The sequence below is a fragment of the Ottowia caeni genome, from assembly GCF_050821495.1.
In the GTDB taxonomy this organism is placed as follows: Bacteria; Pseudomonadota; Gammaproteobacteria; order Burkholderiales; family Burkholderiaceae_C; genus Ottowia; species Ottowia caeni.
In genome coordinates this window covers 3,366,635-3,385,733 of the sequence record NZ_CP151080.1, presented here as the reverse complement: position 1 = coordinate 3,385,733, position 19,099 = coordinate 3,366,635, and the positions used below count along the sequence as shown (strand labels likewise).

Genomic DNA, 19,099 nt, shown 5'->3' with positions numbered 1-19,099 from the left:
GCATTCATCATCAAAAAGCGGTGACGGGAAACTGGCATTTCCCATACATCCCAAAGTATGAATCCTCCAAGGGACAGCACGCAAAAATCGCCATCTGCCGCAATTCCTGACGGCCTCTCGCACACAGGTGATCTGCCTGGGGATCTTCGGTGGTGGCGCAGGATCACGGTCCCGTTCGAGGTATTGATTGCCTCCGTGGTGGTCACCGCCATGTTGCTGCTCACAGGCTTGATGGCCTACCAGGTGGGAACCAGCGCGCAACAGGCCATTTTGTCGGCGTCGGACGATAGCGCCTATAACATGAGCCAACTGATTGCCGAGCGGGTTAACCGCATCGTGGAGCCGGCCGATGCCGCGATCCGTCTGTTGGCTTTTGATCCGGTAGCCACTGCCCCCACACTGGCCATTCGGCTGCGTCGCTTGCCCTTGCTGACGAGGCTGCTGGAGCAAAACCAGCTGATCTCGGCTGTATTCATCGGCTATGCAGACGGACAATTCTTACTGGTGCGCCCGCTGCGCAACGAGGCAATGCGTGAACGCCTGGAGGCGCCTCAAGGGGCTGCATACGTTGTACAGTCCGTGGCTCGCGAGAATGGCGATGTGGACATGGTGGGGCGCTGGAGTCACTATGACGCCGACCTGCACCTGATCGACACCTCCGTGCGCCCTGAGTATCGGTACGACCCCGGAGTCGCCCCTGGTACTCTGACGCCAAAGAGAAAAACTCTCAGGTTCTTACCGCGCCCTATGTGTTCTTTGCCACTCAAGAAGTGGGAATCACGCTGAGCCAACCCGCCGAGGAGGGCAGTGCGGTGATCGGGCTGGACGTGGCGCTCACTGACCTGGGCCGAGAAATTGGGAGCCTCGGGCTGATGCCGCGCACTGAAATTGCCGTGGTGAACCCTGAGCATCGTGTGCTGGCCTACCCGGATATGTCTCGTGTGTTGGTGCGCGATGGTGACGGGCCCAGCCTACAGCTGCGCACACTTGATGGCCTGGGTGTCCCCAGCCTGCAGGCCTTGCGTGACCTTGATGTGCAGGGAGGCCCTTCGAGCCGCTTGAGCGGGGTGTGGCGCGATTACGCAGAGCGTTTCCTGTCTCCAGGGCAGATCGACGAGGTGGATGTCGATGCGCTGTTGATGGAACTGGGCTGATCCATGTCTCAGAGTCTCTGCGCACAAGGTGCAAGCTCGATCAAGTACGAGAGGGCTCAATCTCGATTGCTTGGTTCGGCACTGCTTGAAACGACGGCGGCGCCCGGAAGCTCCTCTTCGGTTTGACCAGGGTAGCGCGCAAACCGGCGTGGCTCCGAGCCGTGCACGGGATCCTGTTCCGGCCAAGGCCAACCGCCAAACTGAGTGCGGCGGTAGTCGTTCATGGCCTGCATGATCTCAGCCTGCGTGTTCATGACGAAGGGGCCGTATTGCGCCACCGGTTCGGCGATGGGGCTACCTTGAAGCAGTAGGCATTCCGCAGGGGTTGTTCCGGTGTTGGTCAGCAGCCAGTCTTGTTCAGCGCGCACATGCAAGGCCGCATGGCGGTCAACCTCCTGAGGGCCAACCCGAAGACTATCGCCCACGAAGAAGTAGAGCATGCGCTGTGCGCCTTTGTCGTCTTGCGTACCCTTTGCGCTCGTTGCTGCTGGTAGCACCCATTCGGCACCTGGTTCAAGATGCAGTGTCCAGATGGCGACGTCAGCCTCGGGCTGCGAGGCCCAAGACTCGGGCGGCGGCGCCAGCGGAGCTGGCGCCCCGGGTAGGGCGCCGGCCACCACAGTCACCGTGGTCTTGCGACCGGCCGAATCCCTGTGCACCAGACGCGGAATGTTCTCGTTCCATAGCATGGTGAAGTGGGGCTCCACCATTTTGTTGCGCGCAGGTAGATTCAGCCAGATCTGGAACAGCTCCAGCGGGTTGGGTTGGTCCGCATTTAGCAAAGGAAACATTTCCGAGTGCACGATGCCTTTGCCGGCCGTGACCCACTGCACATCGCCGCCCCCAAAACGCGCGGCCGCTCCGAGCGAGTCGGAATGGTCGATTAAACCCTTGCGCACCAGGGTGACAGTTTCAAAGCCGCGATGCGGGTGTCCGGGGAACCCTGGCACCGGATCGCCGTGGTACATGCTCCAACCGTCCTTGCGGCTGAAGTCACTACCAATCTGGCGGCCTTCAAGCGAAACGGCGGGGGCGAAGGCGCCGTTGCTGGCGGGGTAGGCGTCGTCATGGTGAGCGCAGAAAAGGAACGGGTCCATGGTGGGCCACTGCGGGCCCAGTAACTGCGCCTTCAGGATCGGAAACGCGGTGTCAGCAGCAGTCGTTGAGTCGTTGGAGTTGCTGGAAGTCATCGAAAGGCTCCTGGGTGCTGCGCCGCCATCCATCGGGCGGCGCGTTCTTGGCATATGGGGCCTGAAGCCGAATATGGAAGTGCTCCGATTCAGGCGGTACTTGAGAAGATCCCAAGACTTTGCCACTTCTTGGGCATTTTTTGGGGTTAAGGTATTGCATTGGTGGCGGTGTCGCCGTACTTTATCAAGTCAGTAACAACACAGTAGGCAGGTGAAAATTTGGCCAAGATCATCCACACCATGATCCGCGTTCAGGAACTTGAGCGCTCTTTGAGGTTTTATGCTGACGCTTTGCACCTTTCGGTGAGTCATCGGCTCGACTTCCCGGACTTTTCGCTGGTATACCTGCGCAATGAGCAGAACGACTTTGAAATCGAACTAACTTGGAACAAGGGTCGCGATACACCCTACTCACACGGCGACGGGTATGGGCACGTTGCAGTGGCGGTCGAGGACCTGGACGCTGAGCATGCGCGCATGACCGCTGCCGGTATTCAGCCTGCACCTATCAAGGAGTTCAGGCGGAATGAAGAGTTGCTCGCGCGTTTTTTCTTCATTCAGGATCCGGACGGCTACAAGATCGAAGTGCTGCAACGCACGGGGCATTACGTCTGACGTCATAAACGACACATTGCTCCGTTAAGGATGCCCTGCATAACTCCCTGCGGTCTGTGGCAGCACGGCCTCGGGCGATCCGCTGCGTTGCTTTTCTTGCCAATAGCTGGGCTATTGGCTGCAAAAAGACGCCTTGCGCCTCATCCCGATCCGCACTACCTCCGACTCGCGAGGGTTACGCAGGGCATCCTTAATAGCAGCCACTGCGGGCTAAGCTTGCCGTTTCCATGCCTCAAACCCTGGCCGCACCCGCGCACAGCGAACTGATTATCAAGAAGAGCCGGTTTCTCGGCTGCGTTCAGCCTATGCCTGATCGCGCCAGCGCTCAGGCACATGTCGATATGCTGCGGAAGCAACACCCTGGCGCTGCCCACGTGTGCTGGGCTCTTCTGGCAAGACGAGATCATCACCTGACCCTTCACCACCGGGGGTAAGGCACCCGTTGCGGAGAGTAGCGAAGGCGCGCCCATGATGGATTCGGTATTGAACACGTTCTGAATTCGACTCCTTCAGAATATGGCCCTATGCAAGCACTGTTGGACGCTATCGAAACCATGACCCCCGGCGGCGATGCTCGTCGCATTTTTCACGGGCGCGGGGGGCGCTACCCTGGGTGTGAACATTGGGTACTGGATGCCTTCCCGCCTGTTTGGGTGTTAACCAGCTTCAGAAGCGTTAATGAAGACGAGCTGGCCAACATTGGCGCGGCTCTTCAGGCCCGCTGGGATCGAATCTCCGCACCTGGTGACCCTCTGAATTGGGTCTACCAGTGTCGCGCTGCCGGATCCACGGAGACGCGGCTGATGGCCGGCGCTGTGCCGGAACCCCACGAAGTCACCGAGCAGGGGCTGAAATTTCTGGTGCACGTTCTCAAAGGGCAAAATCATGGGCTGTTCCTTGACATGGCAGAGGGGCGGCGGTGGGTGCACGATCAAGTGGTGCAGTGGCATTCGGCCCGAGGCACCCGACCCAAGGTTCTCAACCTTTTCGCCTACACCTGTGCGTTTTCATTGGTCGCCCTAAATGCAGGGGCCGAACAGGTGGTGAACATTGATATGAGCAAGTCCGCGCTGGAAATCGGCCGGCAGAACCACCGGCTTAACGGGTTTACCAGCGGCGCCAGTTTCCTGCCGCATGACATCTTCAATTCATGGGGCAAACTCACACGTGGAGGCCCGTACGATCTCGTCATTGTTGATCCTCCTAGCTACCAGAAGGGTAGTTTTGTGGCTACGAAAGACTACGCACGCCTCATGCGCCGCCTGCCCGGCCTGTTGGCGCCTGACGGATACGTGTTGTTGTGCCTGAATGCCCCCGAGTTGGGCGTTGAGTTTCTAGTGGGCGGTATGCGCGAGCATGCACCGGAGCTGAATTTTGTGGAGCGGGTTGCCAACCCTCCTGTATTCGCTGACAAAGATGAAGAGCGCGCTCTGAAGGTGCTGGTGTTCCGTGGAAATTCATAGTGCCGTCATACTGTAACAATCGATCGCTAGCATCGACTTTCTTAAAAATAAACATGAGGAAGTCTTCCCGATGCGAGTACGTTCCGCATTTATTCCCGCGCTGTTGCTGGTTGCGCTTGCCGGCTGCGGTGGCGATTCCGACACCAAGCCGGATGATGTCCCAACGCCTAGGGTCGTAGGGTGCGCCCCCGACGCGGAGTTTGGAGTCACCCCAACATCCGCAGTCAAGCTGAGCCTGATCGGTCGCTACGCGGCGGGAGCATTCGTCGAGTCCGCCGCTGAGATTCCGGCTTTTGATGCAGCCAGCAAGCGTGGTTTCATCGTCAACGCCAAAGCGGGTGAACTGGATGTGCTCGACCTCACCAATCCGGCCAGTCCGACCAAGATCGGCGCGATCAGTGCAGCAGCGGCAGCTACCGCCGCAGGGGCCGGTGCCAGCCCCATGGTATCCGTCAATAGCGTCGCTTCACAGTGCGGGGTCATCGCGGTTGCCATAGAGTCCTCGCCGAAAACCAAGAATGGTTTCGTGAGCCTTTACGATGCCAAGACGCTCGAACTGCTCGGCGCTGCTGAAGTTGGCGCGCTGCCCGACATGCTTACGTTCACGCCCGATGGCAAGACCCTGCTGGTAGCCAATGAAGGTGAACCCAATGCTGATTACAGCATCGACCCTGAAGGTTCAGTCAGCGTTGTCGACCTGGGTAAATTGGTCAATGGCAAGACGCAGACAGACAAGCAGGCTGCTGTGCGCACGGCTGATTTCAGGGCATTCAATGGCCAGGAAGACAGTTTGCGCGAAAAGGGTGTTCGCATCTTTGGGCCGAAGGACAACACTTTGGCTTATGGAGCCGGCAACATCACCAGCGCCGCCAAAGACTTCGAACCAGAATACATTGCAGTATCGGCCGATGGCGCCACTGCCTGGGTAACGCTACAAGAGAATAATGCCTTCGCCAAGCTCGATGTAGCCAGCGCAAAGATAATCTCTATCCTTCCGCTCGGCTTCAAGGACTACGGTGTAGCCGGCAACGAGATCGACGCCAGTGACGAGCCGGCGAACCTGCTCATCAAGACTCACCCCGGCGTCAAGGGTGTTTATATGCCAGACGCCGTGGCCTCTTACACGGTGGGAGGAAAAACCTATCTGGTGACGGCCAACGAGGGTGATGCTCGTGCTTGGGGCGAAGACGACGCTGCCTACTGGGGTACGTCTGCAGCCACTGCGAATCGATCCAAAGGCTTTGTCGAGGAGTTCAGGGTCAAGCACCTGGTTCACAACGATGGCTTCGATCGTCGTGGCGGCGACGACATGCCGCAACAACTGCGTGATCTGGCCGCTGGCGCCATTCTTGATCCGGCCGTATTTGGCAGCAGTGGCGCCAACTGCATGCACGCCGACCAGCGTCGCTCAGGCAGTTGCCGAGACGATGACAAGCTGGGCCGCCTGAACGTGACCTGGACGCTGGGCTATCACAAGAAGGCCGATGGATCGCCGAAGCTCTATCACTTTGATACCGGCCTGGAGGACGCGAGCCTGACAGCCGCTGACCCCAAGAGCCGCCTCATGTATCACACGCTGTACTCCTACGGTGGCCGCTCCTTCTCGGTCTGGGATGAAAATGGTGCTCAGGTGTGGGATTCGGGCAGCTTGCTTGAGAAATTCATCGCTGAGAACCCAGCATGCAAGCTGGGAGCCGCGCGCGGCATTGCATGCACCCCGCACTTCAATACAGGCCATGACGAGTACAAGTTCGATAGCCGAAGCGATGCGAAGGGTCCAGAGCCAGAGGGTGTGACGATTGGCCGCGTTGGGAACAGGTACCTGGCCTTTATCGGCTTGGAACGCATGGGCGGGGTGATGGTGTATGACGTCACGGACCCCAAGGCACCCGTGTTTCAGGACTACTTGAATACTCGCGAAAACTGGGCCGACCAGCCTGAGGATGCTGCCGCTGCAGCGGGAGGCTGGGCGGCAAACGGTGCGGCGTTTGGTGACCTCGGTCCCGAGGGGCTGGTGTTCGTGCCTGCCCACAAGTCACCCAACGGCAAGGCGCTGTTGATCGTCGGCTACGAAGTCAGCGGCACCACATCAATTTACCAGGTGGAGTGATGTGCGCCAACTCAGCGGCCTGCGTCGCTGGGTTGGGGTGGGGTGATTACTTGGTCACTCCTGCTGCAACACGCAGTTTGTCTTTCTTGCTCGGGCGCTTGCCCTTGACGCCGCCGTTACCGTTGGGGCTGCTGGTAGCGGGTGGCGGAGTTTCAAGGGGCTCGAAGCCGGGCAGCACTTCAAGCGGCAGGTTCATGCCTTGGCGCTTTTCAATCAGGTGCCAGTGCGCTTGTGTCGCGGGGCTCACAAAACTCACGGCCAGGCCACTCGCTCCGGCGCGGCCCGTGCGGCCGATGCGATGCACGTAGTCCACCGCTGAGCGTGGCAGGTCGTAGTTCACCACCACGGGGAGTTGCTCGATGTCGATGCCCCGCGCCGCCAAGTCGGTGGTCACGACAACGTCCCAACGCTCTTCCTTGAACTCCTGAAGCACCTGTTGCCGCGCGCCTTGCGCCAAACCGCCGTGGAACGAAGTCGCGTACATGTCGCCCTGGTGGAGTTTGGTGGCCAATCGTTCGGCGGCGTACTGCGTGGCCACGAACACCAGCACCCTTTCCCAGCTGTTGTCTTTGATAAGTTGCCGCAGCAATTGTGTGCGGCGCGTGCTGTCGACCAGAAAAGCCTGCTGCTGGATGACTGCGTTGTCTACGGGCGTGGCGGGCACGTCAATGCGTACTGGCTTGTTCAGTAAAGTATCGGCCAGGGTTTGAACGGCCGGCGGGAAGGTGGCAGAGAAGAACAGGTTTTGCCTCTGGGTCGGCAGCAGGGCCAGAATGCGCGCGAGTTCTTCGGCAAATCCCAGGTCCAGCAGGCGGTCGGCTTCATCAAGCACCAAATGCGCTACGTCGGACAGGCGCAGCGCGTTGTGATCCACCAGATCGAGCAGGCGTCCAGGTGTGGCGATGATCACGTCTGCGCCACCGCGCAGCGCCATCATCTGCGGGTTGATCGACACACCGCCGAAGGCCACGGCTACCTTGGGCCGCGGCGACAGGTGCTGTGCCAGCGCGCGTACCACCTCGCCCACCTGTGCAGCGAGTTCGCGTGTGGGCACCAATACCAGCCCACGCACACGTCGTCGGCCCGATTGCGGGGTGTCGCCCATGAGCGCTTGCAGTATTGGCAAGCTGTAGGCGGCAGTTTTGCCTGAGCCGGTCTGCGCAGTGGCCAGGATGTCTGATCCGTTGAGCGCAGCCGGAATGGCCGCTTGTTGAATCGGCGTGGGCGCAGTGAACCCGAGTTCGGCTGCGGATTGGGTGAGAGCGGGCGCGAGGCCAAGGGCTGTAAATGGCATGTGTTCGGGCAGTGTACCGGCCCGGGAGTTAGCAGGCTGTCGGAGCAGCTATTGCGAGGAGATCGCAAACACGCGCTCAGCGCAACACTTCGAGCAGGCGGTCGAGCCCGCCTTCGTTGATGGCCACCATGGCCTGCTCGCGCACCGCAGGCTTGGCATGGTAGGCCACAGACAGGCCTGCTGCGCCCATCATGGGCAGGTCGTTGGCGCCGTCGCCCATGGCAATGCATTCAGACGGTGCAATACCCAGCAGCGAGGCGACTTCGAGCAGAGTGCGCCGCTTCTCTGCGCCATCGCAGATGTCGCCCCAGAACTGGTCGACCAAGCGCCCCGTGAGCTGCTTGCCGTGCGGGCCGTCTTCCATTTCCAGCACGTTGGCGCGCGTGAAGTCGATGCCAAGCGTTTGGCGCACTTGCTCACTGAAAAAGGTAAAGCCACCTGATACCAAGAGCACTTTCATGCCGACCGCTTTGCAGGAGCGAATCAGCTCGGCAGCACCTGGGTTGATGCGAAGTCGCTCGGTGTAGACGCGCTCCATGTCGGCAATGGTCACACCGCGCAACAGGGCTACCCGCCGGCGCAGGCTGTCCTTGAAGTCGGTGATCTCTCCGCGCATGGCCGCTTCTGTAATGGCGGCCACTTCGGCTTTCTTGCCCACGGCGTCGGCTATCTCGTCCACGCACTCAATGTTGATCAGCGTGGAATCCATGTCAAAAGCGATGAGCTTGAAGTTACTGAGCTTCATCGGGAGCGTGATGCCTCGGATCGTCAGGCCCGGGGCGAATTCTGTGGGTGTGGCGGAAGCTTGCGTCATGGGGGTGATTATCGGGCTTGGCCCCACCCGCCCGCCAAGACACTCCCGCGTCATGGCCTGCTCAAAGCGCCTTCATGCCTGAGGCTTTCACCAGTTCTGCGTGAAGCTTGATATCAGCGGTGATGATGCGCTGCAGCTCTTCCGGCGTGCTGGGGGCCGCTTCGATTCCACTTTCAGCCAGTTTGGCCTTGAATTCAGCATCCATCGCCGTACGCACGGCCTTGTTAAGCTGATCGATGATCGGACGCGGCGTCTTGGCTGGCGCCAGCATGCCGATCCAGGCAGAGAGATTGAGGTCAGCCAGGCCACCTTCAGCCATGGTGGGGACATTGGGCAGAACTGGGGAGCGCTGGGGGCTCATCAAACCCAGAGCATGCAGCTTGCCCGACTGGATGTGGGGCAAGGCCTCAGGCAGCACGGCAAACATGGCATCGACGATGCCTGCCAGCGTGTCGTTGACGGCCAGCGCACCCCCCTTGTACGGCACGTGGAGCATGCGCGCCTGGGTGCGGGTCTCAAACATCAGGCCACCTAGATGCTGCGGACTCCCATCCCCCGAGGATGCGTAGGTGATGCTGCCCGGGTTCGACTTGGCGGCGGCCAGGAAAGCGGCTGCCGTGGGATATTTTTGCTTGTCTTTGACCACCAGAACCATGGGCTGGTTGACCAGGCGCGAGATGGGCATGAAGTCAGCCTCGGGCTGGTAGGCCAGGGACTGAAAAACGCTCACGTTGGTGGTCAGAAATGAGGCGGGCGATACGGTCAGGGTGTAGCCATCTGCGGGTGATTTGGCCACCGCCGGCATGCCGATCTGGCCTGAACCGCCAGGGCGGTTGTCGACAACGAATGATTGGCCCAGCTGAGTGTTGAGTTTCTGGCCCAGCATGCGCGCGATCATGTCCACACTGCCGCCGGCTGGCAGGCCCACAATGATTTTTACCGGCCGATCTGGGTAGACGCCCTGCCCCCATGTGGGGCTAGTCAAGATCGAAGATGCGCAGAATGCACCAGAAATGTGCAGGGCCTTGCGACGAGTCAGCATATGAAAACTCCAGGTATGGGTTGCTTCGTACTTCGAAACATTACCGCCTTGGCGGGCGGTAATGTCTTCGCAAGCAAGACCTGTGCCTACATCAACCTCGACTTGGTGGCCGTGTCGGAGCCTCAAGAGGGCGTCGCGCATGCAGGGTTCATGCGCGAACTGGAGGTCACTTTTACTTGTAGAAAGCCGCTACCTCACCCTTGAGTTTGATCGTCAAGGGATTGCCCTTTCGGTCTTGCTTCTTGCCTACAGGAACCTTGATCCAGCCTTCGCTGATGCAGTATTCCGTGACGTCAAAGCGTTCTTTGCCGTTGAAGAGAATGCCCACGTCGTGCTCGAACACCGCGGCCACATGATGAGGACTGCGTGGATCGATGCTCAGGTGATCGGGTAAGTCTGGGCGTTGTGAAGTGTTTGAATCAGTCATGCCTGAATTGTCGGGCACTTCGCACGCGTTTCAGATGCGGCGGGCTCACTTCTTCACAGGAATGGGGGTGGCCCGATCAATGGGCACGACCGCCACACTGTTCTGCGGTGAGCCTTCGATCAGTTTGTCGGAATACGCCAGATAAATGAGCGCATTGCGCTTCAGGTCTACCATGCGCACCACACGCAGGCGTTTGAAGAGGATGGACATGCGTTCGCTAAATACCTCGTCCTCCTCATCCAGTGGGCCGCTGAAATGCACGGGCCCGACTTGCCTGCAATCAATGGATGCCTCTGCTCGATCTTCCGCCAGCCCCAAACCGCCCTTGATGCCTCCAGTGCGGGCGCGTGAAACATAGCACGTCACACCCTGTACCTCGGGGTCGTCGTAAGCCTCGACGACGATCTTGTGGTTGGGCCCCACCCACTGAAAAGCGGTGCTGACTTCGCCGATCTTTTGCGCCTGGACGCTGAAGGCCACCGAGCCAAGCAACTGAATGAAGACGAGTTTGATGAGTTTGTGCATCATGGATCACCGGTTCTTAGGATTGGCGTGAACAGCCTCTTACAGTCTGTAGAACGCCCGAACTGCCTCCCAAGCTCCCTCTGCTGAATCTACCTTCTTGAACAGATTCAGATCTTCCGCCGAAATGGCACCTTCGTCGACCAGCATTTCCAGGTTCAACAGCCTGCTCCAGTATTGCTTGTCGCATAGCACGATAGGTACGGGCTTGACCTTCCTGGTCTGCACCAGCGTGAGTACTTCGAACAACTCATCAAGAGTGCCGAATCCCCCTGGAAAGACCACCAGAGCCTTGGCCCGCATCAGGAAATGCATCTTGCGCAGCGCGAAGTAGTGAAACTTGAAGCACAGGTTGCGCGTTACATAGGGGTTGGCAGTCTGTTCGTGCGGAAGGGCGATGTTCAAGCCTACGGAGGGCACGCCTATGTCATGTGCGCCGCGGTTGGCCGCTTCCATCACGCCCGGGCCACCGCCGGTGCAAACGAACAGTTTTTCTTCCTGAGGTTGCCTCAAGCTGTGCCTGGCTACCAGGCGGCCAAATTCGCGTGCCTGGTCGTAGTAGGCCGACGTGCGCAGTGCGCGTTCGGCCAGCGCGATAGATTGGGCATCGTCGTTTTTCTTGGCTGTTGCCAATTGGGCTTCGGCGACATCTGGGGCGACAAATCGGGCGCTGCCGTAAACCACAATGGTGTTGTGGATTCCAGCGGCTTGCAGGCCGATTTCAGGTTTGAGCAATTCCAGCTGAAACCGGATGCCGCGTGCTTCCTTGCGAAGCAAAAATTCAGGATCGGCGAAGGCTAGCCGATAGGCATCGGGCTCCAATGGTTCGCCATGATCGGCTTGAGCCTGCAGCTCCGCCCAGGCATCTGCGAGAGGAGAGCGAGTGGAATCTTTGATGTCTTCAGTTGAGTCCATGTTCGCTATGATAAAAGAAGCTCGAAAATCAATGTAAATGCTGTTTGCAAACAAAAATGGCTCCGTGAGGAGCCATTTTTTCGGTGATTGCAACCTTCCAGTGTGCTTGCTTACACCCTGGTTGGGCGCATGGAGCCGATTTAGACGCGCTTGCGGTATTCGCCAGTGCGGGTGTCGATTTCGATCTTGTCGCCTTGCGACACGAAGAGCGGCACTGGGACTTCGAAGCCGGTGGCGATCTTGGCGGGCTTCAGAACCTTGCCAGAGGTATCGCCCTTGACGGCAGGTTCGGTCCAGGTGATTTCACGCTCTACGGAGGTGGGCAGTTCCACAGAAATGGCCTTGCCGTCGTAGAACACCACTTCAACAGACATGCCGTCTTCGAGGTAGTTCAGGGCGTCGCCCATGTTTTCAGCTTCGACTTCATACTGGTTGTATTCGCCGTCCATGAAAACATACATGGGGTCGGCAAAGTAGGAGTACGTGCACTCTTTATGGTCCAGGATGACCTGGTCCATTTTGTCGTCTGCCTTGAAGACGACTTCAGCGCCCATGTTGCTGAGAAGAGCTTTGAGCTTCATGCGGACGGTGGCTGCACCGCGGCCGCCGCGAGCGTATTCGGTGCGAAGGACGATCATAGGGTCCTTGCCGTGCATGATGACGTTGCCGGCGCGGATTTCCTGGGCGATTTTCATGGCTGTATTCCAGTGAGTGAAGTGTGAGCAACGCTGCTCGTGCACTGGGCGGAATTTGTTGGTCCTGGCGCGGCTGCAGCGGAGGCGAAAAGAGAACGGCCCATTAGCCCGCATGCTGCACGCATACTGACTGGCGGAGCGGTAATTTCCGCAAAGCCTTGAATTCTATCGCTTTTCAGCCACAAAGCCCATAAGCTGGGTTACAAGGTCATCCTGCGCATACAGGCAGCTGCGAGCAGCTTGCTTACAAGCCCGCCAGTTAGGCAGTTCTGCAGCCAGGTCAAAACCCAGTTCAACGGAGGGGGCGGCTGGCCGGTCTGTGTCGCCCGCACCCGTTTGGGCAGTGTTTTCAATACCGTTCCAGATCCGGTGAAATTTCCGCAGTGAACCGGGCGCGTTCAGCCAGTCCAGGAAAGCCTCCAGCTTGGTGTGGTGGGCATCGTCGTCCTGCGGATAAATTTGCCACACAAAGGGCTGCCCCGCCCATAAGGCGCGAACCAGCGAGTCTTCACCACGCACAAAATTCAGGTCGCAGGCCCATAGCAATTCGTCGTAGTTGATTTGGGGCAAATGCGGAAGATATGAAATTCGCAGGTTTCCAGTTTGTGTGAGGCCAGGGTGGGATGTGGTTGCCGCCATCACCGCAGCTGTGGCGCGGCCGGGGGTAACCAGCAACTTCGTGGGTTGCTGACTCAGCTCCAAATAGGTCAACCAATTGACCAACGCTGCGGGTTCGTAGCAGAACAGCGAGACCAAGCGTTCACCATTCCAGACTATTCCCTGCTCGGCCAACCAAGCCGAACGATCGAAAGCCGCTTGCCGGTTCGCGAGGTCAGGCTCACGCAGAAGGCCACCCGTCCGCGCGGTGAATCCTGGATAAAAACCACTTCGTGAGTCCGGCGCCAGGCCCTTGCAGCACGGGCGAGGGCAGGCCATGCATGCGCTCCACGTAGCCTTCGGCGCTGAGATATTCCAGGTTGATCCAGACGGGGCTTGACGCGATGGCCTTGTCTGCTGCCGCGTCGTCTCTAAAGCGTGCAATGAACTCCGGAGGCAATTCGCAGCCAAAGGCTTCGATCCACACGTCCGACGGAGGCAAATCGTTCAGGCAGACATCTTGCAAGCCTGGTCGCCACGGAAGTACCTGCACGCCGGGCCAAGACCCTTTTCCCTCCAGAGCGCCGGGCGCCATCCAGGGCAGGGCACTCGCGTCATCTACCCATAGGCGCACACGCTGGCCGAGTGCAGCCAACTGGCTCGAAAGGCGCCAGCAAACCCCCAGGTCGCCATGGTTGTCGACGACTTGACAGAAGATATCCCAGGTGAGGGGCAATACAGTGTTCAACACGCGCTGTATTGTGCCGTCCTAAACTTCCCGTATGAGCGATTTGATTCCGATGCCCGAAACCACTGCGCCAGACGAGGTGCCTTCCCACAGCCCAGAGCTACTGGCGCAGGTGGCTGCTTTGCCGAGTTTGCCAGGGGTGTATCGTTACTTTGACGACGCAGGTCAGGTGCTTTACGTTGGAAAGGCGCGTAGCCTGAAAAAGCGTGTGTCCAGCTACTTCCAGAAAAACCATGGAGGAACGCGCATCGGCCATATGGTGAGCAAGATCGCGCGGATGGAGACGACGGTCGTCCGTTCGGAAGCCGAGGCCCTGATCCTTGAAAATAACCTCATCAAGGCTTTGGCGCCGCGCTACAACATCATCTTCCGCGATGACAAGAGCTACCCCTACCTGAAGATCACTGGCACGGGCCTGAAAGCGCCGAATGACTCGGGCGAAGGCTCGCCCATGCCTGAGGCTTACGCCCGCATCGCCTACTACCGGGGCGCAACTGACAAGCGGCACCGGTACTTTGGCCCGTACCCTGGCGCGTGGGCTGTCAAGGAAACTATTTTGCTGCTGCAGAAAGTATTCCGCCTGCGCACCTGTGAGGACACGGTTTTTGCCAACCGTACACGGCCCTGCCTGCTCTATCAGATCAAGCGCTGCACGGCTCCTTGTGTACGCCACATCAATGCCGAGGACTACGCGCGCGACGTGCAGCACGCCGAGCAGTTTTTACGCGGAGAAACGCAAACAGTCTTGCAGACGCTTGAAAGCCGCATGATGGCGCATTCAGATGCTCTGGAATTCGAGCACGCGGCTGAGATACGAAACCAGATTCAGGCGCTGTCTCGCGTGCTGCACCAGCAGGCGGTGGAAGTGGGCTCCGAGGCGGATGTGGACATACTCGCCGTCAAGGTGCAGGGCGGACGCGCATGCGTGAACCTTGCCATGGTTCGTGGAGGAAGGCACCTGGGCGACAGAGCCTACTTCCCCACGCACGTGGAGGACGCCCATGCCTTGGTGACGGAGCGCGAAGGTGAGGCTTTGCATACCGTTGAGGCGCAGGTGCTGGATGCCTTTGTCGCGCAGCACTACTTGGGTGTGCCTGTGCCGGCGTCGCTGATCACCAGCGAACCGGTCACTGCATCGCTTGTCAAGGCGCTCAGCGAGCAAACGGGCACCAAGATCAGCGCCCAGCATGCCCCGCGCGGTCAGCGCCGCGTGTGGCTGGAGATGGCCCAGCAAAATGCCGCGCTTCAGCTGGCGCGGTTGCTGGCTGAGGAGGGCTCCCAGCAAGCGCGCACCCGAGCTTTGGTGGAAGCGCTTGACCTGGCGCCAGACAGCATCGATCAGTTGCGTATTGAATGCTTCGACATCAGCCACACTGCCGGAGAGGCCACGCAGGCCAGTTGCGTCGTGTTCCAGAATCATCGCATGCAGTCGAGCCAGTACCGACGCTACAAGATCGAAGGAATTACCCCGGGAGACGATTACGCCGCCATGCGCCAGGTGTTGCAGCGCCGCTACGGCAAGGTTGCCGAAGCCATGCAGTCCGAGGACGCTTCGGTCAATGCCCGCATGCCCGATCTGGTGCTGGTGGACGGAGGCAAGGGGCAGGTGGCCATGGCCCGCGAAGTTTTTGCAGCATTGGGGCTGGATCTGTCGTTGATTGTTGGCGTGAAAAAAGGAGAAGGTCGCAAGGTGGGTCTGGAAGAGCTGGTGTTTGCAGACGGGCGTGAGACTGTGTACCTGGGCATGGATTCAGCCGCGCTGATGCTCGTTGCTCAAATCCGCGACGAGGCGCATCGCTTTGCCATTACCGGTATGCGGGCCCAGCGTGCAAAAGTGCGTGTGGGCGGCAGTCGCATAGAGGAAATCGCAGGTATTGGTCCCAAGCGCCGTGCTCGCCTGCTGCAGCGTTTTGGCGGTGTGCGTGGCCTGGAAGCAGCCAGCGTGGAAGATCTTGCGACAGTGGATGGAATATCGCGTCAGTTGGCCGAAGAAATCTATCGGGCTTTGCACTGACATTCATCTGGTGTGCCGTCCTTTGCACACCATGCCACAATCATCAACATGTTTTTCACAATCCCCACCCTCATGACCTGGACGCGCATTGTTGCGATTCCGCTCATCGTGGGAGTGTTCTACTTGCCGCTGCCGGCGGAGACACGCAATCTAGTGGCCACCGTGATGTTCATCGTTTTCGCATGGACGGACTGGCTCGATGGCTATTTGGCGCGTAAGCTGAACCAGACCTCGGCCTTCGGAGCCTTCCTGGATCCGGTCGCTGACAAGTTTCTGGTTTGCGCGTCGCTGCTTGTGCTGGTACACCTTCAGCGCGCCGATGTCTTTGTGGCCCTGATCATCATCGGGCGTGAAATCGCCATCTCGGCCCTGCGCGAATGGATGGCCAAAATCGGCGCGAGCAAGAGCGTCGCGGTGCACATGATCGGAAAGCTCAAGACCACGGTGCAGATGGTGGCCATTCCATTCCTGCTCTATAACGGGCAACTGTTCGACATGATAGATACCCAGCTGTGGGGTACTGTATTGATCTGGGTGGCTGCTGTCTTGACCGTCTGGTCAATGATCTACTACCTGCAGAAGGCGCTTCCCGAGATTCGCGCGCGTGAAATGAACGGCATGGACAGCCGTTCATTGATTCGGGCCATGCCCGCAGTGTTCGTGCTCATATGGTCCACCGGCTTTATCGTGGCTCGCTTTGCCATGCCGTACGCGCCGCCCTTCAGCTTCCTGATGATGCGCTACCTGCTATCTATTGCATGCTTCATGGCCTGGATCGCATGGGCGGGCGTGAGATGGCCGCAGACCGGATTGCAATGGATACACCTGGGCATTACCGGCGTTTTGATGCATGGGCTCTACCTGGGTGGCGTGTGGGCAGCAGTCAAGGGGGGCATGGGGTCAGGGCTTTCCGCGCTGATCGTTGGCATTCAGCCTGTCCTGACCGCCATCTGGCTCTCAGTCGTGGCCGGGGCGGGGCACCGGGTCAGCGGCCGGCAATGGCTTGGCCTGCTTCTGGGGTTTGCGGGGTTGGTGCTGGTGGTATGGCGCAAGCTCACTCAAGGCAATCCAGGCGACTATGTCACTGCGGGGAACATGACCTGGGCCATAGCCGCACTGGTGGCAATTACAGCAGGTACGCTGTATCAAAAGCGCTTCGTCAAACCCTGTGATGTACGTAGCGCCAACGCCGTTCAACTGATAGCCGCCGCTTTGGTAACAGCACCGCTGGCCTGGCTCGAGCCGGAGTCTGTGCACTGGAACGCCCACGTGGTGGGCGCCATGGCGTGGTCGGTGCTGGGGCTGACTCTGGGTGGTAGTTCGCTGCTCTACCTGCTGATTCAGCGTGGGGCGGCCGCCTCGGTCGCCAGTTTGATGTACCTCGTGCCTCCGACCACGGCCGCGATTGCCTGGGCCTTGTTTGACGAGCCGATCACCTTCGCTACCGTGTTGGGCACAGCGTTGACGGCTATTGGGGTCAGTCTGGTGGTTCGGTCCAAGGCTGTGTGAAGAATTACCGGTTGTTGTTGCACTTGCGCAATAGGGGCCTTTCCTCGGAAGAGTGAGTCAGAATTCGGTCTAAAATGCGTCCCTTCGCTGATGCATCCGCGGCCCGCTGGCACATTCATGTCAGCGGCGTTCCATGGCCAGAATCAGCGCTGAACTGGCCGGCCGAGTAACAAGGGCGGAGGCGGGCGATGCACACAGTGCGCGCCTGAAGTTGCTTGACCAGTTTTGCAATTCTTGAAAACGAGGGGCACCTTTGTGAATAAAACCGAGCTGATCGAACACATCGCCACGAATGCGGATATCTCCAAGGCTGCGGCTGCCCGCGCGTTGGAAGCCACCATCGGTGCCGTAAAAACCACGTTGCGCAAGGGCGGAACGGTTTCGCTGGTGGGTTTTGGTACTTTCGCAGTGGGCAAACGGGCGGCACGTTCGGGCCGAAATCCGCGCACTGGTGCAACGATCAAGATCAAAGCTGCAAAAGTTCCTAAGTTCCGTCCTGGAAAAGCGCTGAAAGATGCGTTAAACTAACGAATTCGGCGTTGTCCGGTGGGGTGCTTAGCTCAGTTGGTAGAGCGGCGCCCTTACAAGGCGTAGGTCGGCGGTTCGACCCCGTCAGCACCCACCACATAACGTCAAGCAGAAATGAGGGCTTAGAGAAATCTAGGCCCTTTTTTCATGGCGAATCCGATTTCGGGTGTGCCAGTGCATGTAATTTCGCGCCCCACCTGACTCCAAGCTCAGTAGAAGTACCGATGCGACGCGGACGACTTGTTAAATAATGCGTTAAGAGAACTAAAAAACTCGCGGCGTCGGGTTGTCGTCTACCGGCAGGTCTGCTTACAAACGGGAGCGATTCATGTCGTGGCTCCACGAGGTTCCGATCGTCGTGTTTGCGTTCGCGCTTGGTCTGGCACTGTTGCTGGCGGCCATAGGCTTCGGCATGGCCATCTGGAGCAGTCGCATTACGGGCGCCCTTCGTGGACGAACGCCTGTACCGGTCAACTCGCTGACCGAAGGCTACCATCTGGCTTACGGCAAGGCCACTGGGCCTATGCTCAAGTCGCCCCTTACCCGCAGGCCTTGCGTTTGGTGGAGCGTGCGAGTATGGGAGCGGGAGATCGTCACCCGTCAGAATTCCGACAGCGCCCGTGAGCGGCATGTCGATTGGGTGGAGCGTCGCCACGATAAATCGAGCCGCGTGGTTATGTGCACGCAAGGGTTTGTCAATTGTGCAGTTCAACCTTCAGGCATGACGCTGGTGGTCCCGACTGAGGTGCGGGATTGGCAGGGCAAGAAACTTCCGCCAGAAGACCGCGATCCTCCGGCCCAACCCGGAACCGCGTTCGCCTCCACCTCGTTGGCAGACCGAGGTTATCTCATCGTGGGCGGGAAGCTGCAGGGAGATCGGTATCGGTATCGCGAAGAGATCATTGTGCCGAACTCGGAGTTGTTTGTGCTCGGGCAGGTTGAGCGCGTCAACCAGCGGCAGTGGGCTGAAGATGAGGAACCTCCGCCAGATCCGTCTATCTTGGCGGGTCAGGGTTCGCACGTGTCAGATGAGGAAAACGCTGATGCCGCACCCGCGCCGTTCGACGAAGCCGACAAATTCGCAGCGGATATTGAAGAAGATGTGGAAGCCCCTGGGCAATACTCCGGGTGGAGCGAAGAGGCAGATCGCCGAGGCGCCGCAGACATGCGTCAGGCTCAGTGGATGATTGGCCCGCAGAAGGGGAAGCCTTACATCGTCGCGGTGCAGGCGCCCGAGCATTGGGTGGGTATGCCTCAATTGGCGGGGAAGGGCGGCTGGGTGATTGGCGTCGCTTTTGCGGCCCTGGCTGCCTTCATGATCTGGGCGCGATTCGGGGCGGCATGAGAAAGGTGGGCCGTCGCCAGAGACGGCTCGCACTTCGCTGATAAAATGTCTGGTTGAAAAAGCGCCAGTTGGCACATTCAGTTGGTCGGACCGCTAAGTGGTTGTCTCCCAGTGGGA

Annotated in this window: 17 protein-coding genes, 1 tRNA gene and 3 pseudogenes; 12 read left to right on the top strand and 9 right to left on the bottom strand. The window is 59.2% G+C overall.

What is annotated here, in order from left to right; all coding sequences use genetic code 11:
• The first annotated feature begins 57 nt into the window (after positions 1-57).
• Together AAAK34_RS15940 and AAAK34_RS15935 are read left to right on the top strand one after the other, a co-directional pair.
• Positions 58-786, top strand: a complete 729-nt coding sequence (locus tag AAAK34_RS15940) for a hypothetical protein (RefSeq protein WP_431777473.1) — start codon at positions 58-60, stop codon at positions 784-786.
• Positions 771-1,154: a hypothetical protein gene (locus AAAK34_RS15935; protein WP_431777472.1), complete on the top strand. Its 384-nt coding sequence runs from the start codon at positions 771-773 to the stop codon at positions 1,152-1,154. The genes AAAK34_RS15940 and AAAK34_RS15935 overlap by 16 nt, the downstream gene beginning before the upstream one ends.
• A 56-nt stretch (positions 1,155-1,210) precedes the next feature.
• Here the strand turns inward: AAAK34_RS15935 and AAAK34_RS15930 are convergent, their stop codons facing one another.
• A complete protein-coding gene (locus AAAK34_RS15930; protein ID WP_231694357.1) occupies positions 1,211-2,344 on the bottom strand; it encodes a pirin family protein in 1,134 nt (377 codons plus the stop codon).
• Positions 2,345-2,563: 219 nt separating this feature from the next.
• Between AAAK34_RS15930 and AAAK34_RS15925 the strand changes: the two genes are divergently transcribed.
• The 4 genes and pseudogenes from AAAK34_RS15925 to AAAK34_RS15910 all read left to right on the top strand — a co-directional run bounded on the left by AAAK34_RS15925 (position 2,564) and on the right by AAAK34_RS15910 (position 6,532).
• Entirely contained in the window at positions 2,564-2,959 is a 396-nt protein-coding gene (locus AAAK34_RS15925) for a VOC family protein (protein ID WP_231694358.1), read from the top strand.
• 227 nt (positions 2,960-3,186) lie between these two features.
• Positions 3,187-3,354, top strand: a pseudogene (locus tag AAAK34_RS15920) (YigZ family protein); the annotation flags it as partial.
• 129 nt (positions 3,355-3,483) lie between these two features.
• Positions 3,484-4,422 carry a class I SAM-dependent methyltransferase gene (locus tag AAAK34_RS15915; RefSeq protein ID WP_231694359.1) on the top strand — a complete coding sequence of 313 codons (939 nt, stop codon included), beginning with the start codon at positions 3,484-3,486 and terminating at the stop codon, positions 4,420-4,422.
• A 70-nt stretch (positions 4,423-4,492) separates the two neighbouring features.
• On the top strand, positions 4,493-6,532 hold the full coding sequence (locus AAAK34_RS15910) for a choice-of-anchor I family protein (protein ID WP_231694360.1): 2,040 nt from the start codon (positions 4,493-4,495) through the stop codon (positions 6,530-6,532).
• Between the two features lie 46 nt (positions 6,533-6,578).
• Here AAAK34_RS15910 and AAAK34_RS15905 read toward each other — a convergent pair whose 3' ends face one another.
• From AAAK34_RS15905 to earP, 8 genes and pseudogenes are all read right to left on the bottom strand, one after another.
• A complete protein-coding gene (locus AAAK34_RS15905) occupies positions 6,579-7,826 on the bottom strand; it encodes a DEAD/DEAH box helicase (RefSeq protein ID WP_231694361.1) in 1,248 nt (415 codons plus the stop codon).
• Positions 7,827-7,902: 76 nt separating this feature from the next.
• Positions 7,903-8,640: a phosphoserine phosphatase SerB gene (serB, locus tag AAAK34_RS15900; RefSeq protein ID WP_231694362.1), complete on the bottom strand. Its 738-nt coding sequence runs from the start codon at positions 8,638-8,640 to the stop codon at positions 7,903-7,905.
• A gap of 61 nt (positions 8,641-8,701) precedes the next feature.
• Positions 8,702-9,682 carry a tripartite tricarboxylate transporter substrate binding protein gene (locus tag AAAK34_RS15895; RefSeq protein ID WP_231694363.1) on the bottom strand — a complete coding sequence of 327 codons (981 nt, stop codon included), beginning with the start codon at positions 9,680-9,682 and terminating at the stop codon, positions 8,702-8,704.
• A 172-nt stretch (positions 9,683-9,854) separates the two neighbouring features.
• Positions 9,855-10,109, bottom strand: a complete 255-nt coding sequence (locus AAAK34_RS15890; RefSeq protein WP_231694364.1) for a DUF3297 family protein — start codon at positions 10,107-10,109, stop codon at positions 9,855-9,857.
• A gap of 45 nt (positions 10,110-10,154) precedes the next feature.
• A complete protein-coding gene (locus AAAK34_RS15885) occupies positions 10,155-10,634 on the bottom strand; it encodes a CreA family protein (RefSeq protein WP_231694521.1) in 480 nt (159 codons plus the stop codon).
• Between the two features lie 39 nt (positions 10,635-10,673).
• Positions 10,674-11,546, bottom strand: a complete 873-nt coding sequence (locus AAAK34_RS15880; protein WP_231694522.1) for a TIGR00730 family Rossman fold protein — start codon at positions 11,544-11,546, stop codon at positions 10,674-10,676.
• Positions 11,547-11,686: 140 nt separating this feature from the next.
• Positions 11,687-12,241, bottom strand: coding sequence for an elongation factor P (gene efp / locus AAAK34_RS15875; protein ID WP_231694365.1), 555 nt, complete (start codon positions 12,239-12,241; stop codon positions 11,687-11,689).
• Positions 12,242-12,406: 165 nt separating this feature from the next.
• Positions 12,407-13,586: pseudogene (earP, locus tag AAAK34_RS15870) on the bottom strand (elongation factor P maturation arginine rhamnosyltransferase EarP).
• Between the two features lie 34 nt (positions 13,587-13,620).
• Between earP and uvrC the strand changes: the two are divergent.
• The 6 genes and pseudogenes from uvrC (at position 13,621) to AAAK34_RS15840 (ending at position 18,982) form a co-directional block, all read left to right on the top strand.
• Positions 13,621-15,600 (top strand): excinuclease ABC subunit UvrC, encoded by a 1,980-nt coding sequence (uvrC, locus tag AAAK34_RS15865; protein ID WP_231694366.1) that lies wholly within the window; start codon positions 13,621-13,623, stop codon positions 15,598-15,600.
• A 48-nt stretch (positions 15,601-15,648) separates the two neighbouring features.
• Positions 15,649-16,206, top strand: a pseudogene (gene pgsA, locus AAAK34_RS15860) (CDP-diacylglycerol--glycerol-3-phosphate 3-phosphatidyltransferase); the annotation flags it as partial.
• A gap of 3 nt (positions 16,207-16,209) precedes the next feature.
• Complete coding sequence (locus AAAK34_RS15855) at positions 16,210-17,109, top strand: DMT family transporter (RefSeq protein ID WP_431778032.1); 900 nt, start codon at positions 16,210-16,212, stop codon at positions 17,107-17,109.
• Positions 17,110-17,364: 255 nt separating this feature from the next.
• A complete protein-coding gene (locus AAAK34_RS15850; protein WP_231694369.1) occupies positions 17,365-17,637 on the top strand; it encodes an HU family DNA-binding protein in 273 nt (90 codons plus the stop codon).
• 21 nt (positions 17,638-17,658) lie between these two features.
• Positions 17,659-17,734, top strand: a tRNA-Val gene (locus AAAK34_RS15845).
• Between the two features lie 231 nt (positions 17,735-17,965).
• Entirely contained in the window at positions 17,966-18,982 is a 1,017-nt protein-coding gene (locus AAAK34_RS15840) for a hypothetical protein (RefSeq protein WP_231694370.1), read from the top strand.
• Positions 18,983-19,099: the final 117 nt, after the last annotated feature.

Bases quoted from the DNA above. Each gene is read 5' to 3' on its own strand.
- AAAK34_RS15880 (WP_231694522.1), bottom strand. From the start codon at position 11,546: ATGGACTCAACTGAAGACATCAAAGATTCCACTCGCTCTCCTCTCGCA.
- AAAK34_RS15910 (WP_231694360.1), top strand. From the start codon at position 4,493: ATGCGAGTACGTTCCGCATTTATTCCCGCGCTGTTGCTGGTTGCGCTT.
- uvrC (WP_231694366.1), top strand. From the start codon at position 13,621: ATGAGCGATTTGATTCCGATGCCCGAAACCACTGCGCCAGACGAGGTG.
- AAAK34_RS15930 (WP_231694357.1), bottom strand. From the start codon at position 2,344: ATGACTTCCAGCAACTCCAACGACTCAACGACTGCTGCTGACACCGCG.
- AAAK34_RS15840 (WP_231694370.1), top strand. From the start codon at position 17,966: ATGTCGTGGCTCCACGAGGTTCCGATCGTCGTGTTTGCGTTCGCGCTT.
- serB (WP_231694362.1), bottom strand. From the start codon at position 8,640: ATGACGCAAGCTTCCGCCACACCCACAGAATTCGCCCCGGGCCTGACG.
- AAAK34_RS15895 (WP_231694363.1), bottom strand. From the start codon at position 9,682: ATGCTGACTCGTCGCAAGGCCCTGCACATTTCTGGTGCATTCTGCGCA.
- AAAK34_RS15905 (WP_231694361.1), bottom strand. From the start codon at position 7,826: ATGCCATTTACAGCCCTTGGCCTCGCGCCCGCTCTCACCCAATCCGCA.
- AAAK34_RS15915 (WP_231694359.1), top strand. From the start codon at position 3,484: ATGCAAGCACTGTTGGACGCTATCGAAACCATGACCCCCGGCGGCGAT.
- AAAK34_RS15885 (WP_231694521.1), bottom strand. From the start codon at position 10,634: ATGCACAAACTCATCAAACTCGTCTTCATTCAGTTGCTTGGCTCGGTG.
- efp (WP_231694365.1), bottom strand. From the start codon at position 12,241: ATGAAAATCGCCCAGGAAATCCGCGCCGGCAACGTCATCATGCACGGC.
- AAAK34_RS15855 (WP_431778032.1), top strand. From the start codon at position 16,210: ATGAACGGCATGGACAGCCGTTCATTGATTCGGGCCATGCCCGCAGTG.
- AAAK34_RS15940 (WP_431777473.1), top strand. From the start codon at position 58: ATGAATCCTCCAAGGGACAGCACGCAAAAATCGCCATCTGCCGCAATT.
- AAAK34_RS15890 (WP_231694364.1), bottom strand. From the start codon at position 10,109: ATGACTGATTCAAACACTTCACAACGCCCAGACTTACCCGATCACCTG.